The sequence below is a fragment of the Arthrobacter sp. MMS24-S77 genome, assembly GCF_054888235.1.
In genome coordinates this window covers 2,921,346-2,935,201 of record NZ_JBTZRN010000001.1, presented here as the reverse complement: position 1 = coordinate 2,935,201, position 13,856 = coordinate 2,921,346, and the positions used below count along the sequence as shown (strand labels likewise).

11 protein-coding genes, 2 tRNA genes and 2 pseudogenes are annotated in these 13,856 nt (G+C 64.2%); 8 read left to right on the top strand and 7 right to left on the bottom strand.

The window, feature by feature from the left end; all coding sequences use genetic code 11:
- Positions 1-2: 2 nt before the first annotated feature.
- The 3 genes and pseudogenes from ACX5I4_RS13420 to ACX5I4_RS13410 form a co-directional block, all read right to left on the bottom strand.
- Positions 3-779, bottom strand: coding sequence for an ABC transporter ATP-binding protein (locus ACX5I4_RS13420; RefSeq protein WP_461837087.1), 777 nt, complete (start codon positions 777-779; stop codon positions 3-5).
- 129 nt (positions 780-908) lie between these two features.
- The gene (locus tag ACX5I4_RS13415) at positions 909-1,622 is read right to left on the bottom strand and encodes a response regulator (RefSeq protein WP_461837086.1); all 714 of its coding nucleotides are present in this window, start codon (positions 1,620-1,622) and stop codon (positions 909-911) included.
- A 3-nt stretch (positions 1,623-1,625) separates the two neighbouring features.
- Positions 1,626-2,808: pseudogene (locus ACX5I4_RS13410) on the bottom strand (sensor histidine kinase).
- A 119-nt stretch (positions 2,809-2,927) separates the two neighbouring features.
- Between ACX5I4_RS13410 and ACX5I4_RS13405 the strand changes: the two are divergent.
- Positions 2,928-3,992, top strand: a complete 1,065-nt coding sequence (locus ACX5I4_RS13405; protein WP_461837085.1) for a 3-isopropylmalate dehydrogenase — start codon at positions 2,928-2,930, stop codon at positions 3,990-3,992.
- A gap of 115 nt (positions 3,993-4,107) precedes the next feature.
- Positions 4,108-5,220, top strand: a complete 1,113-nt coding sequence (locus ACX5I4_RS13400; RefSeq protein WP_461837084.1) for a branched-chain amino acid aminotransferase — start codon at positions 4,108-4,110, stop codon at positions 5,218-5,220.
- A gap of 333 nt (positions 5,221-5,553) precedes the next feature.
- On the opposite strand, the gene ACX5I4_RS13395 is transcribed toward ACX5I4_RS13400, so the two are convergent.
- Positions 5,554-6,129, bottom strand: a complete 576-nt coding sequence (locus ACX5I4_RS13395) for an SGNH/GDSL hydrolase family protein (protein ID WP_461837083.1) — start codon at positions 6,127-6,129, stop codon at positions 5,554-5,556.
- 326 nt (positions 6,130-6,455) lie between these two features.
- Between ACX5I4_RS13395 and ACX5I4_RS13390 the strand changes: the two genes are divergently transcribed.
- The 4 genes from ACX5I4_RS13390 to ACX5I4_RS13375 all read left to right on the top strand — a co-directional run bounded on the left by ACX5I4_RS13390 (position 6,456) and on the right by ACX5I4_RS13375 (position 10,363).
- A complete protein-coding gene (locus ACX5I4_RS13390; RefSeq protein WP_461837082.1) occupies positions 6,456-7,238 on the top strand; it encodes an MBL fold metallo-hydrolase in 783 nt (260 codons plus the stop codon).
- Positions 7,239-7,258: 20 nt separating this feature from the next.
- Entirely contained in the window at positions 7,259-8,035 is a 777-nt protein-coding gene (locus ACX5I4_RS13385; protein WP_395797257.1) for a fumarylacetoacetate hydrolase family protein, read from the top strand.
- A gap of 87 nt (positions 8,036-8,122) precedes the next feature.
- Positions 8,123-9,637, top strand: a complete 1,515-nt coding sequence (gene gltX / locus ACX5I4_RS13380) for a glutamate--tRNA ligase (protein ID WP_461837081.1) — start codon at positions 8,123-8,125, stop codon at positions 9,635-9,637.
- Positions 9,638-9,649: 12 nt separating this feature from the next.
- Complete coding sequence (locus ACX5I4_RS13375; protein WP_461837080.1) at positions 9,650-10,363, top strand: HAD family hydrolase; 714 nt, start codon at positions 9,650-9,652, stop codon at positions 10,361-10,363.
- Between the two features lie 39 nt (positions 10,364-10,402).
- Here the strand turns inward: ACX5I4_RS13375 and ACX5I4_RS13370 are convergent, their stop codons facing one another.
- Together ACX5I4_RS13370 and ACX5I4_RS13365 are read right to left on the bottom strand one after the other, a co-directional pair.
- Positions 10,403-10,651, bottom strand: coding sequence for a hypothetical protein (locus ACX5I4_RS13370; RefSeq protein WP_461837079.1), 249 nt, complete (start codon positions 10,649-10,651; stop codon positions 10,403-10,405).
- 332 nt (positions 10,652-10,983) lie between these two features.
- Positions 10,984-11,817, bottom strand: a pseudogene (locus tag ACX5I4_RS13365) (hypothetical protein); the annotation flags it as partial.
- A 384-nt stretch (positions 11,818-12,201) separates the two neighbouring features.
- On the opposite strand from ACX5I4_RS13365, the gene ACX5I4_RS13360 reads away from it, so the two are divergent.
- Both ACX5I4_RS13360 and ACX5I4_RS13355 read left to right on the top strand, forming a co-directional pair.
- Positions 12,202-12,273: transfer RNA gene (locus tag ACX5I4_RS13360), tRNA-Gln, on the top strand.
- A gap of 129 nt (positions 12,274-12,402) precedes the next feature.
- A tRNA-Glu gene (locus tag ACX5I4_RS13355) sits at positions 12,403-12,475 on the top strand.
- 185 nt (positions 12,476-12,660) lie between these two features.
- On the opposite strand, the gene ACX5I4_RS13350 is transcribed toward ACX5I4_RS13355, so the two are convergent.
- Positions 12,661-13,227, bottom strand: a complete 567-nt coding sequence (locus tag ACX5I4_RS13350; protein WP_461837078.1) for a DUF1697 domain-containing protein — start codon at positions 13,225-13,227, stop codon at positions 12,661-12,663.
- Positions 13,228-13,856: the final 629 nt, after the last annotated feature.

Genomic DNA, 13,856 nt, shown 5'->3' with positions numbered 1-13,856 from the left:
CCTCAGGCCCCCAGCTTGCCGAGGGCTGCAAGCACGGACTCTGCGGTGGGGTCGTGGAGCTCGCCCACCAGTCCGCCGTCGCTCATCAGCACAACCCGGTCCGCATAGCTCGCCGCGACGGGGTCGTGAGTCACCATGATGATGGTCTGGCCCAGTTCCTTGCTGCTGCGCCGCAGCAGACCCAGGACTTCGCCACCTGCCCTTGAGTCCAGGTTGCCTGTCGGCTCGTCGCCGAAGACGACGTCGGGACGGGTCAGCAGGGCGCGCGCGACGGCGACCCTCTGCTGTTGCCCTCCGGACAACTCGTGCGGGCGGTGCGTGAGCCGGTCCTTGAGTCCGAGGGTTCCCACGACGTAGTCGAACCATTCGGAGTCAGCGGTGGTTCCGGCAAGTGCGAGCGGCAGTTTGATGTTCTGTTCGGCGGTGAGGGTCGGAACCAGGTTGAAGGCTTGGAACACGAAGCCGATGCGTTCGCGGCGCAGCGCGGTGAGCTGCCGGTCGTTGAGAGCAGTGATATCGGTACCGCCCAGCACGATCTTGCCGGAATCCGCGGTGTCCAGTCCCGCAAGGCAGTGCATGAGCGTGGATTTGCCCGAACCGGAGGGTCCCATGATCGCGGTGAAGTGGCCTGATTGGAAGCTGACGCTGACGTCGTCCAGGGCCGTGACCCGGGTATCGGCCTGGCCGTAGCCCTTCGTCAGATTGAAGGCTTCGACGGCGGGGGCTGCGGGGAAAGCCTCGGGGCCGGAGGGGCGGGGGAGCGGAGTGAAAGTCGTCATGCTTCCACGCTATTTTCCAGGCAAGGGCCTCCGGATCGGGCTGCGGGGCGATTGTCCGCGCGCACCGCTCATACCGTGGTCTGAGCCGGGAGCGCCGCCGGTAGGACGCCGGTCGGTAGGAGGACCGGCCTAGTCGCCGGGTGTTACCACTCCGGTCTCGTAGGCGATCACGACCACCTGCACACGGTCACGGGCGCCCAATTTGGCGAGGATATGACCTACATGGGTCTTCACCGTGGCCTCGGACAAGAACAGGCCTGCGGCAATTTCGGGGTTCGAGTGTCCCTGCGCGATCAGTTCGAAGACTTCGCGCTCACGGGCGGTGAGGCGTTCGACGGCGGCAGCGTGACCTTCCTGTTCCGGTGTCCGGGCGCGCAGCAGCGGCGCAACGTGATCCAGGAGCCGGCGGGTGGTGGAGGGTGCGATGACGGCGTCGCCGCGGTGCACTGTGCGGATCGCGTCCAGGAGTTCTTCGGGCGGCGCGTCCTTGAGGAGGAACCCGCTGGCTCCTGCCTGGATGGCCGCCAAAGCGTATTCGTCGAGGTCGAAGGTGGTCAGCACGATGATTTTGATGTCCTGGCGCCGGGATCCGGCAGGCTGGGCCGCCGCGTTCTCCAGAATGCGGCGGGTGGCCTCGATCCCGTCCATTCCCGGCATGCGCACGTCCATGAGGACCACGTCGGCGCTTGTGGCTGCCAGGGCCTGGACGGCTTCGATGCCGTTGCCTGCTTCCGCAACAACCTGCAGATCCGCCTGCGAGTTGATGAGCATTCCGAATCCGGAGCGCACCAACTGCTGATCGTCAACAAGTGCAACGCGGATGGGGTGGTGCTCTGCCGGCATGTCTTAAGCCTCCGAATAGGGGATGAAAGCGGAAATGTGGAAGCCGCCGCCCGTCGTCGGGCCGGCGGCCAAGGAACCATCGTAGAGGGAGATGCGCTCGGCCATTCCGAGCAACCCTTTCCCCGTCGCGCTGGGCAGGGTCGGCGGCGGCGCCCCGGCCGTCGTCGTGCACGTCAATCTGGAGCCCGCGGGGCTGCCATTCGAGGGACGTTGTGGCGCGGGCACGCGGGCCGGCGTGCTTGATGACGTTGGTGAGTGCTTCCTGGACCACCCGGTAGGCCGTGAGTTCGGCGCCGGGAGGCAAATGGCGCCGGGGTGTACCGCTCTGTTCGAAGGAGACCTGGAGGCCGGCGGCGCGGAAACCCAGGAGAAGCTCGTCGAGATCGCCAAGTCCGGGCTGGGGGCGGGTGGGGGAAGCATCGTCGGAGCGGAGCACGCCGAGCAGGCGGCGCATTTCACCGAGGGAGCTGCGGCCCGTGGCGGCGATGGTGGCGAGGGCCTCGGTGGCGAGGGCCGGATTGGCTGCTGCCGCGTAGCGGGCTCCATCGGCCTGGGTAATGATGACCGAAAGCGAATGTGCCACGATGTCGTGCATTTCCCGTGCGATGTGCGATCGCTCATCCGCTGCGGCCAGTTGGCGCTCTTGTTGCTGTTCGATCTCGAGGCGCCGGGTGCGGTCTTCGAGAGCTTGAAGCTGAAGCCGGCGGACCCTGGTGAGATCGCCGATGGTCCAGCTGACCAGGACCAGAAGCCAGATCAGTACCGTGTACAGGGCTCCGATCGTCAGGCCGAGGATCCCGATCCCTGGTGTGCCGGAGTACAGGCGGGTGGTCAGCATGACGCCTCCCAGGAGGCCCAAGCCCAGAACGGCGCGGCTTGCCCAGGACGGGCCGTAGGCGGCAGTCGCATAGATGACCAGGGGTACGGCAATTTGTCCGGCGACCGGTTCCAGGGCCAGCGCCCACTGGATGAGGCAGACGAAAACCACGACGGCGGCCGCATACACCGGGCGTACCCGCCGCCACGCGAGCGGCAGAATGAGTCCGCAGGAAACCAGAAACAGCTCCGGGTGTCCGGCAATGAGGTAGACGGGACCAAAGAGCAGGAGAAGCAGCAGCATCGCGGCCAGGTCCAGCTTGAAGGGGTTGCTCCGGAACCAGTTGTATATCGCGTGCCGTCTGTCCACCCAAGAACTCTATCGGCGGTGTTGCCCCTCCACATCATGCCGTGGTCGGAGAGGATCCGGAGGGTTCAAATACTGAGACGATTTTGACCAGCATGTGGATGCCTTGGCACTCTGAAAACATGAGCGCAACGCACCCCGCCGCAACGATCGATCTGGCCGTCATTCCCGGCGACGGCATTGGCCCCGAAGTCATTGCCGAAGCCCTCAAGGTCCTGGAAAAGGTTGTCGCCGAAGAAGGCGTCACCCTGGAGCAGACCGAGTACAAGCTTGGAGCCCAGCACTGGCTTGAAACAGGGGAGACCCTCCCGGACGAGGTCCTGGCCGATCTGCGCACTCGCGATGCCATCCTGTTCGGCGCCGTCGGTGCAGCCCCGGGGGACACCCGCATTCCCTCCGGCATCATTGAACGCGAGATGCTGCTCAAGCTCCGCTTCAGCCTGGACCACTTTGTGAACTTGCGCCCTTCACGCCTCTACGGCACGGTCGGAAGCCCACTGGCCAACCCCGGCAACATCGATTTCATCGTGGTCCGCGAGGGCACGGAGGGCCCGTACGTCGGCAACGGCGGCACGCTGCGCGGAGGCACCCCCCATGAGGTCGCCACCGAGGTGTCACTGAACACGGCCCACGGCGTCGAGCGCGTTGTCCGTGACGCGTTCCGCCGCGCCAGCGAGCGGCCCCGCAAGCACGTCACCCTCGTCCACAAGCACAACGTCCTGGTCTTCGCCGGCCACTTGTGGAAGCGCACTGTCGAGGCTGTGGCCAGGGAATTCCCCGAGGTCACCCACGACTACCTGCACATCGACGCCGCCACGATCTTCATGGTGACCGACCCCTCCCGCTTCGACGTGATCGTCACCGACAACCTCTTCGGAGACATCATCACGGACCTTGCCGCGGCCATCACCGGCGGCATCGGACTCGCAGCCTCGGGCAACATCAACATGGACCGCACGGCGCCCTCCATGTTCGAACCCGTCCACGGCTCCGCTCCGGACATCGCGGGCCAGCAGAAAGCGGATCCAACCGCCGCCATCCTGTCCGCGGCCCTCTTGTTGGACCACCTCGGCTACACCACGGCCGCCCGCCGGATCGAAGCCGCCGTCGTGGCCGACATCGAAAGCCGCAATGGCGAGAGCCGTAGCACCGCGGCCATCGGCGACGCTATCGCGGCCGCACTTTAGGGCCTGTGCTCGGGCGTAAGCTTTACTTGAATTATTTACCTGCTGCCGTGGTCCGTCGCTGAACCATATCCTCCAAGAGATGGTTCGCTCTGCCAGGTAGCCGACTGGAGGAAACATGACTCAGACTGCCCACGGCGTCGAATTCAGCCAGCAGCTCTCGGAGACCCCGAAGTCTGCTGAGGAGCGTGCAGCTATCCTGGCAAACCCGGGATTTGGCGACTACTTCACCGACAACACCGTCATTGTCGACTACAGCGTTGACACCGAGGGCAAGGGCGGCTGGCACAGTGCCCGCGTCGAAGCCTACGGACCGATTTCCCTGGATCCTTCGGCGGCAGTGCTGCACTATGGCCAGGAGATCTTCGAAGGCCTCAAGGCATACCGCCACGCTGACGGCTCCATCTGGACGTTCCGTCCTGAGGCCAACGCTGCCCGCCTGAACAAGTCGGCCCGCCGCCTGGCACTCCCGGAACTGCCTGAGGAGTACTTCCTCGGCGCCATCCGCGAACTCGTGCAGGCGGACAAGGAATGGGTTCCGTCCGGCGACGGCGAAGCCCTGTACCTGCGCCCGTTCATGATCGCCACCGAGGCCTTCCTGGGTGTCCGTGCAGCCCGCGAGGTCTCCTTCCGGGTCATCGCGTCCCCGGCCGGCAACTACTTCGGCGGCGAACTCAAGCCGGTGTCCATCTGGATCTCCCGTGAATACGCCCGCGCCGGCCGCGGCGGCACGGGTGCTGCCAAGTGCGGTGGAAACTACGCTGCCTCCCTGATCGCGCAGATGGAGGCCGAGGAGAACGGCTGCAAGCAGGTCCTCTTCCTGGACCACTTCAATGACGACGCCGTTGAGGAACTCGGTGGCATGAACGTCTTCTTCGTCATGAAGGACGGTTCGCTTGTCACCCCGGCGCTCACCGGAACCATCCTTGAAGGCGTGACCCGATCCTCCGTCATCCAGGTGGCCAAGGACATGGGCCGCGAAGTATCCGAACGCAAGATCACCCTTGCCGAGTGGCGCGACGGCGTGGCCTCCGGTGAAATCGCCGAGGTCTTCGCGTGCGGAACCGCGGCCGTCATCACTCCCATTGGCGTGCTCAAGGACAAGACCGAGTTTATCGGCTCCGAGGACGCCAAGGCAGGCGAAACCACCATGGCCATCCGCCAGCAGCTGCTCGGCATCCAGACCGGAACGGTCGAGGACAAGCACGGCTGGCTGACCCGCCTGGCCTAAGTCCCCACCGGCTCCCAAGCCTCGCAAGCTCGGCTCGGGTCCCTCGCCGGCGTGGGCCCTACCGGCTCCCAAGCCTCGCAAGCTCGGCTCGGGTCCCTCGCCGGCGTGGGCCCTACCGGCTCCCAAGCCTCGCAAGCTCGGCTCGGGTCCCTCGCCGGCGTGGGCCCTACCGGCTCCCAAGCCTCGCAAGCTCGGCTCGGGTCCCTCGCCGGCGTGGGCCCTGTCTTTGAGAGCGCCCGACGGCGGCCTCCCACTTCGGTGGGCAGGCCGCCGTCGGCGTTTCACCGGGTCGTCGTTTCACCCCGGAACAGTCGGCTGGCTGGAAGATCGGGGCTACTGGGGCTGGGGCCCTTGGATCAGCGGTTCGATGAGCGCTTCCATCTTGGCCTGCAGGTACTGTTGGCCGGCAGCCGAGGGGTGGTCGCCGTCGGGCCCAATGAGGTTCTCGGCATCGCCCATGATCCAGCCGAGGTCTATGGGATCCACGAAGTCGGCGCCTGCTTGCTGGGCAGCGGCTTTGTCCTGGTCCCGGATCTCAAGTCTTTCCGATTCCGGGGTGCTCGTGTACGACGGCGGACCTATCACCAGGATGTCGGCGTGCGGAGCCCGGACCTTGACTGAGGCGAAAGCCCGTGCCGCTGCAACCTCGGTCTCGCCCGGAGCGGCACCTATGTCATTTTCGGAACCAAAGAACACCACCAAACGCGTGGAGTCAGTTACTGCCCCGTCCACTTGGGAACCGAAGGTCGATCCGTCCTCGCCGACGCTGACGTAGCCGCTTCCATCCTGCGCGGCATTGACGATGGTTGCCTGGAACTGTTGAAAAGCGGGATCGTTCTCCACGAGGTTTGGCCACGCGTCAGCGGGTGAGGTGCCGTGTCCGGTGCTGAGGGAATCCCCGATGATCACCACCGAAGGTTCCGCTGCGGCGGCGCGAGGTCCGGCGTCGGACGAACAAGCACTAAGGATCGCAAGGACGGAAAGGCAAACGGTTGCGATCGCCGTCGTGGTCCAAAGGAGTCCTCTTCGAGGGATTTGAGTCCGCAACAATTCGATCACTCCTCTGCATCCGTTCAAAGGCAAGCCACGCTGCAAATCAGCCCTGCCGGCGATCTCTTGATCGCACGATGTGTCCTGGCGCCTTGGCACCATGCTACGTCGTGTGCCGTTTTTACCTCCTGTGCATCTGCTCTAATTCCGAGGCCCGGGCATGTGACATGTGCCAAGATGGAACCGTGAATCCGGTCAATGACGCCTCTTTCCAGAACAGCAGTTTCCTCACCCGCTCACGGTTGGCGCCCAATCCGGGGCCGATGAGCCTCGACGGGACCAACTCGTACGTCATTGCCGCCCCGGACGCTACCGGAGTTGTGGTCGTCGATCCCGGGCCGCTCGACGAAACCCACCTCGCGGCCCTGGCCGCCAGCGGATCGGTTGAGCTTGTTCTCATCACCCACCGCCACAAGGACCATACCGAGGCGTCCGCCCGCTTCCACGAAATCACCGGTGCACCCGTCCGTGCGGTGGACCCGGCGCACTGCCACGGTGGGGATCCGCTCCGCGCGGACGAGGTCATCGAGGCAGCAGGCGTGGAGATCCACGTCCTTGCCACGCCGGGCCACACCTCGGATTCGGTGTGCTTTCATCTTCCCGGCGACGGGCCTGACGGCTCCGTGCTCACCGGCGACACCATTCTGGGACGCGGAACCACGGTCCTGGATTATCCCGACGGCAGGCTAGGGGACTACCTCGCGAGCCTCGACACACTTGAAGGACTAGGTCCGGCAACTCTGTTGCCCGCTCACGGGCCCGTCCTGCCGGCGGTGGACGCCGTGTGCCGCGAGTATCGGGCCCACCGGGAGATGCGCCTGGACCAGATCCGTGAGGCCCTCGCGCGACTCGGAGCGGAGGCCGCGGTCCAGGCTGTCACCGATGCGGTGTATCCCGACGTCGATCCTTCCGTGCGTTGGGCGGCGGAAACCTCGGTTGCCGCGCAATTGGACTATCTGCGCGGTTAGCGGACGGTACGCTAGAAACCATGCGTATCGCTCGGTTTGTTGTTGATTCTGATCCCGTCTACGGCGTCGTCGAAGGTGAGCCCGGCAGTGAAGTCATCACTGTCATCCACGGCGATCCCTTCTTCAACGGCGTCGAGCGGACCTCGGTCCGCCACAAGCTGGAAGACGTGCGCCTGCTGGCTCCCATCATCCCGCGCAGCAAGGTGATCGGCGTCGGACGGAACTTCGCCGATCACGCCCGGGAACTGGGCAATGAAGTTCCGCAGCATCCCCTGCTCTTCCTGAAGCCGAACACGGCGGTCGTTGGCCCCAACGACCCCATCGTGTTGCCCGAGTTCTCAGAGGAAGTTTCCTTCGAAGCGGAACTCTGCGTCGTCATTGGCCGCATTTGCAAGGACGTGCCCGAAGACCGCGTGGACGATGTCATTTTCGGTTACACCTGCGGCAACGACCTCACGGCCCGCGACGTCCAGAAAACGGATCTACAGTGGGCACGCGCCAAGGGCTTCGACACCTCCGCGCCCCTGGGCCCGTGGATCGAGACCGAGCTGGACCCCGAGGACCTGGCAATCAAGGGCTGGCTCAATGGCGAACTTCGCCAGGATGGCAGCACCAATCAAATGATCCGCAGCGTGCGCGAACTTGTGTCGATCGTTTCGCAAGCATTCACATTGCTGCCCGGCGACGTCATCATGACAGGTACTCCGGCCGGCGTCGGCCTGGTCCAGGAGGGTGATCGCTACGAGATCGAGATCGAAGGCATCGGGCGCTTGTCCAACCCGGTAGTCCGCCGCTGAAAGGTTTGATGGTCCGCCTGCTGCTTGACGCCCGGTCAAGCAGCAGGCGAAAACAGGCATGCGGCAGGCGGTAAAGTTGGAACCATTATGACTACTGTTGCTGCGTCGAACTCTGCCGCCATTCCTGCCGTGAACGCCGAAACCCCGGTCCGCGTCCGGTTCTGCCCCTCGCCCACGGGAACTCCGCACGTCGGATTGATCCGTACGGCCCTCTTCAATTGGGCTTACGCTCGGCACACCAATGGCAAGCTGATTTTCCGCATCGAGGACACCGATTCGGCCCGCGACAGCGAAGAAAGCTACCATCAGCTGCTTGATGCGCTGAAGTGGCTCGGCATCGACTGGGACGAGGGTGTCGAGGTCGGCGGACCGCATGAACCGTACCGCCAGTCGCAGCGCAGCGACATCTACCAGGATGTGATCGCCAAGCTCAAAGCCGGCGGTCACATCTATGAGTCGTACTCCACTCCTGACGAGATCGAAGCCCGGCACCGGGCGGCCGGCCGGGATCCCAAGCTCGGCTATGACGGCTTCGACCGCCACGTGACGGAGGAGCAGCTCGCCCAGTACAAGGCAGAAGGCCGCCAAGCCGTGCTGCGCCTGCGCATGCCGGACGAAGACCTGACCTTCAATGACCTCGTGCGCGGGGAGATCACGTTCAAGGCAGGCTCCGTGCCCGACTTCGCCGTGGTGCGGGCCAACGGTGCGCCGCTCTACACCTTGGTGAACCCGGTCGACGACGCGCTCATGGGCATCACCCACGTCCTCCGCGGCGAGGACCTGCTTAGCTCCACTCCGCGTCAGATCGCCCTCTACCGTGCGCTGTACGCCATCGGCGTGGCCGAGTACATGCCGGAGTTCGGCCACCTTCCGTACGTCATGGGCCAGGGCAACAAGAAGCTTTCCAAGCGCGATCCTGAATCGAGCCTGTTCCTGCACCGCGAGCGTGGTTTCATCCGCGAGGGATTGCTCAACTACCTGTCTCTCCTGGGCTGGTCGCTGAGCGCCGACGAGGATATCTTCACCGTGGAGCAACTCGTGGCAAACTTCGACATCCACGATGTCCTGGGCAACCCGGCGCGCTTCGATATCAAGAAGGCCGAAGCGATCAACGGCACGCATGTTCGCATGCTCACCCCTGAAGACTTCCGTGAGCGGCTCGTTCCCTACCTGCGCGCCGCGGGTTTCGTGGGGGAAATCCTGACCCCGCGCCAGGAAGTGATCCTTGAGGAGGCCGCGCCACTGGTCCAGGAACGAATTACCCTTCTGGGCGAGGCTCCCGAGATGCTCGCCTTCCTTTTCAAGCAGGACGGACAGATCGACGTCGCGGACGACGCCCGCAAGGGCCTCCCCGAAAACCTGACCGAGGTGTTGGACGCTGCGTTGGCCGCCCTGGAACCCGTCGAGGACTGGAGCGCGGAAAGCATCCAGACCGCGCTCAAGCAGGCCCTGGTGGAGGACCTCGGCATCAAGCCGCGCCTCGCGTTCGGCCCCGTGCGCACGGCCATCTCCGGCCGACGCATCTCGCCGCCGCTTTTCGAATCCATGGTCATCCTGGGCAAGGATTCCTCGCTCGCCCGCTTGCGCGCGTTCCGCGGCTAGTCCAGGCCCGCCGTGATCAGCGCACTTCAGGAATCCTTTGGCACGGTCCGGGGTGTCCTCTTCGATATTGACGACACTCTGGTGGATCTCGAATACGCCATGACCACGGCGTTGCGTGACGTCAGCGAACATCTCCTGCCCGGCCTGGACCAGGCCGGGTGGGAGAAATTCGGTCGGATATTCACTCACGAAACGACGCACTTTTATGATCGCTACCTCGCGGGCGAGTTGACGTTTAACGAGCAGCGACTCCTGCGTGGCCGTGCCGCGCTGGGGCACTTCGGCGTCGAGCTTGGCGGCGAGGACTCCCACACATGGCTCAGCGACTACTCCCGCCTGCAGCCCAGCTATGTGAGGGCCTTCAGCGACGTCGTTCCGGTGCTTGACGCCTTGGACGCCGCGGGCATTCCCTATGGCGCCGTGAGCAATAATGTCCACGATTACCAGCGCGTCAAACTCGACAGCGCAGGACTTGCACGGATCTCGGTGCTTGTGGGAACGGACACCGTTGGCGTGCCCAAGCCGGACCCCGCCATCTACCTCGAAGGGGTCCGCCGCTTGGGCACCATCCCGGCCGAGACGCTCTTCGTCGGAGACAATCGCCTGCTTGACGCAGACGGCGCCACCGCAGCCGGATTGCAAGGCGTCTGGTTGAACCGCACAGGCGAGGTCACTTCCGACTTTTCCGGCCGGGAAATAGACTCCTTGTCGCGACTGCTCGCCTGAGCCTTGCTGCTCGCCTGAGCGGTGGCACGGCTTCGGCGACTACGCGCCGAGCCGGAACTTCCGCAGGAAGACAAACGCGCCCACGGAACCGGCACCCAGGACGCCCACAAGTCCGAGCGCCGTGCCGGTATCTGACTTTTCAGCCATGCTCGACGGCGACACCGCCGCGGCACCCTGATGGAGTTCTGCCGTACCCGCCGCGATCCGCGCGTTCCCGTCCGCGAGTTTGTCGGCGCCGGTGGACAGTTGGGCCGAGCCCGCAGCCAGTTTGGCGTTTCCTTCGGACAACTTCGAGGCGCCGGCGGCCAGTGCCGTGGAGCCGTCCAGAAGACCGGGGAGGAAGGATCAGCCGGGCTGCCCTTGATTCCCGCCATCAGTGAATCCGTGCCTGATGCCAACCGTGACGTTCCGTCCGTCATGCTGGCCGTGGCCTTGAGGAGCCCCGGATGCTCGGGGTCGCCCGGTACTCCGTCCATGCCCACACGGATCTTTGCCGTTCCATCAGCAAGCATCTGGGTTCCAAGCACCACGCCCGGAGATGCCGGGTCCTGGCTGTTGAGCTTCTGGGCGAGCGTCGCGAAACCAGCCGTCAGCTTTCCGGTTCCCGCCGCCAGTTTTCCGGTGCCGTCGGCGAGCCTTCCGGTGCCATCGTGCAGTTGCCCCGCGCCGGTTTGGAGCTGGCCGGCTCCCGCCTGCAGTTGCCCGGCCCCGGCGTCAAGGCGATGTGCGCCATCGTTCAGGGCATTGATCTGAGCCTTCAGCACTGCGAGGGGCACCACGCCCTGGACTCCGTTGGCGGCGTCGGCCAGTTGCTGCAGTCCCTGGGCCAATGCCGCGGTTCCGGTTCCCTTGGTGGGATCGTTTCCGGCTCCCGGGTATCCCTTGAGCTGATCAGTGCCCGCCGCCAGCCTGGCGGCGCCTGCGTCGAGTCGGGCAGCGCCGGCGTCGAGTTGAGCTGCGCCGTCATTGAGCTGGATCGCACCATTGTTGAGCTGGGTGGCGCCGTCGGCGAGATTGTTTTCGGCGTCCCCGGCCGGCGTCGGGGTCAACGCTGCGGCGAGCTGCACAGCCCCGGCCGCGAGTTTCTGCGCGCCGTCGTCCACTTTGTAGACGCCCGGCGCAAGCTTGGCGTTGACGTCGTTCTGAATCTTCACTGCACCTGTCGCCAGTTTGTCGGCGCCATCCTTCAACTGCTGGGCTCCCGGGGCCAGTTTTCCCTGGATTCCGGTTTGGACCTTTGACGCGCCGTCGGCGAGTTTGGCCGCGCCGGTCCCGGCTTCCGCGGCTCCTCCCGCAAGCCTTGCCGCACCGTCCTTGAGCTGGCCTGCGCCGGCTGATGCCTGTCCGGCGCCGTCATTGAGCTGTTCGGATCCCGCAGCGATCTTCCCGATGACCAAGGTGTAGAACCCGAAGAGCGCGATCAGCAGGAGAGCGAGCACACCGATGGCGATCATCTGGGCCCGGCTTCGTGTTCTGGTGGCAAGGGCAGGGTTCCGTGTCATGGGCAATTCCTCTCGATGACTTCCCGACGGCGGCGCTGCTGCCGGGGATACCCCCCATGTGACGCAGCTAACAGACGGGACGGCCTGCGGCTGTGCCACGAAAACAAGTGTTTGGCGTGGGTTACCGAGTGGTAACTTACCGAGAGTAAACTTAAGTTCCGGGGTATTGCAAGGTTTTTTTGCTCTCGTCGGCGGATCATTGAGTGCGGGAGTCGCGCCGGACGCGCGATCGCGCGCTCGATTTGTGTGCATCGAGAGTCTCGGGTAAAGTAATTACTCGTGCTGAGGGGCACGGAGCGAAGGTTTAGGCCTTCGAATCCGGCCTAAAAGCACCAATGGGATATGGTGTAATTGGCAACACTACGGTTTCTGGTACCGTCATTCTAGGTTCGAGTCCTGGTATCCCAGCTCTGAATAACCCGCGAGTTTGCGCGGTAATTCGGAAGTTTTGAAGCGGTTCGCCGATTTGAAACAATGTTGAATGTATGAAATACTCATTCAGCTTGAATGCCGGAAGCGGTGTTCAATAAAGTACAAGGCCCCATCGTATAGCGGCCTAGTACGCCGCCCTCTCACGGCGGTAACGCGGGTTCGAATCCCGCTGGGGTCACAACATGAATCCCCGGAACCGATAAGTTCCGGGATTCTTTTTGTGCCGTTCCTTCTTCCCCTTGTTTGCCGCCCGAAAGCCCCCAAATGGCTCGACTCGCCGTGCCGCAAACGCTTTCCCACCTCAAAGGAGGGGAGGACGGTACGGGCGGCAGCCGCGGGCATCCACATCCAGGTCCTAGGACACTAGGCTCTGTCACTCTGCAGGGCTCCCGCTGCGTCCCTGACCTTGATGAGCGTGCGCAAGTTCCGGGTGGTAGTGCCCGCCTTGTATCGAGCCTTTGAAGAGAGCTTGCTGAAGGGGCTGTCCAACGTGCCTCCTGCCGGGGCGAGCCAGGCCGAAGCCTCGGGGCCCAAGCGGACTTGCTCGACGCCGCCCTGTCCCGGCATGCCGAGGGCCGTGCCGGCGTCGAACAGTTCGTCCAACATGGCTGCGTCCGAAGCCAAGGTGATGTAGCTGTGCGTGGTCTTGTCGTCGGCGGGATAGGGGCAGGCTTCCACCAGTTCGGCAACCCGTTCCGCGGTCAGGACCACTACCCAGGCGTCATAACCGAATGCATCCCTCAGGCATTTCTCGCATTGCTCTTTGACTTCCGTCGCGTCCAGTTCGCTTTGAAGCACCACGTTGCCGCTGGCCAGCAGAGTCTTGACGCCGGTGAAAGGATACGCGCTGAGGGCTGTCTTGAGGTCGGCCATCTTGATGTTGATTCCGCCCACGTTGATCCCGCGCAGGAACACGGCAAAGCTGTTCATGCGCCCACCCTATAACGGCTCTTAGTCGTTGGGCATGGTTGGCGGAGTCCCCTGTACGGTTGGTGGCCGTCGGCGCCGAGCAGATGGATTGGCCTCTTTACGCCGTGCCGAATCGAGTGTGCAGTTGACATGGGCCAAGTAGTCGCCACTCGCGCTTCCGTCTGGGCCGACCAATACGAAAGTCCGGCCGGGGCAACATTTTTTCGAGTCAAGCCAAAATGAATTCGCCCAATGGAACGTGGCTGTCCGGCCGGGTCCACTCCGAGGCCAACATCTCGAAGGTCGTGATGTCATGGGTAGTCTTCGCACGCGGTTGCAGTGGACTCCTGTAGTCACGCGGTCTGCACTACCGACTGGAACAGCAATTCCATGTCCGTGATCAACGAAGCCTCCATCTGCGCGGCCGTCCCCCGCGGGGCCAATGCCGATCTGCTCGCCGCGGGCGTCCCGGCACAAAGGTCGCTGCGGACGAAGACGAGTAGATCCGCGGCTGGGTCAGCGTAATGGGTCTCAGCGCGGCCGGCGGATTGATCTGTGCGGCCATATTGCGTCGTTTTCCGACCGGCGGCTCACGACAGGACGAGCCACCCCAAATCTTTCCTGGTGCACATACGGTCTCCGAAAAGGCC

Excerpts from the sequence above, each read along its gene's own strand:
- ACX5I4_RS13405 (WP_461837085.1), top strand. The coding sequence starts at position 2,928 with ATGAGCGCAACGCACCCCGCCGCAACGATCGATCTGGCCGTCATTCCC.
- gltX (WP_461837081.1), top strand. The coding sequence starts at position 8,123 with ATGACTACTGTTGCTGCGTCGAACTCTGCCGCCATTCCTGCCGTGAAC.
- ACX5I4_RS13400 (WP_461837084.1), top strand. The coding sequence starts at position 4,108 with ATGACTCAGACTGCCCACGGCGTCGAATTCAGCCAGCAGCTCTCGGAG.
- ACX5I4_RS13385 (WP_395797257.1), top strand. The coding sequence starts at position 7,259 with ATGCGTATCGCTCGGTTTGTTGTTGATTCTGATCCCGTCTACGGCGTC.
- ACX5I4_RS13350 (WP_461837078.1), bottom strand. The coding sequence starts at position 13,227 with ATGAACAGCTTTGCCGTGTTCCTGCGCGGGATCAACGTGGGCGGAATC.
- ACX5I4_RS13420 (WP_461837087.1), bottom strand. The coding sequence starts at position 779 with ATGACGACTTTCACTCCGCTCCCCCGCCCCTCCGGCCCCGAGGCTTTC.
- ACX5I4_RS13415 (WP_461837086.1), bottom strand. The coding sequence starts at position 1,622 with ATGCCGGCAGAGCACCACCCCATCCGCGTTGCACTTGTTGACGATCAG.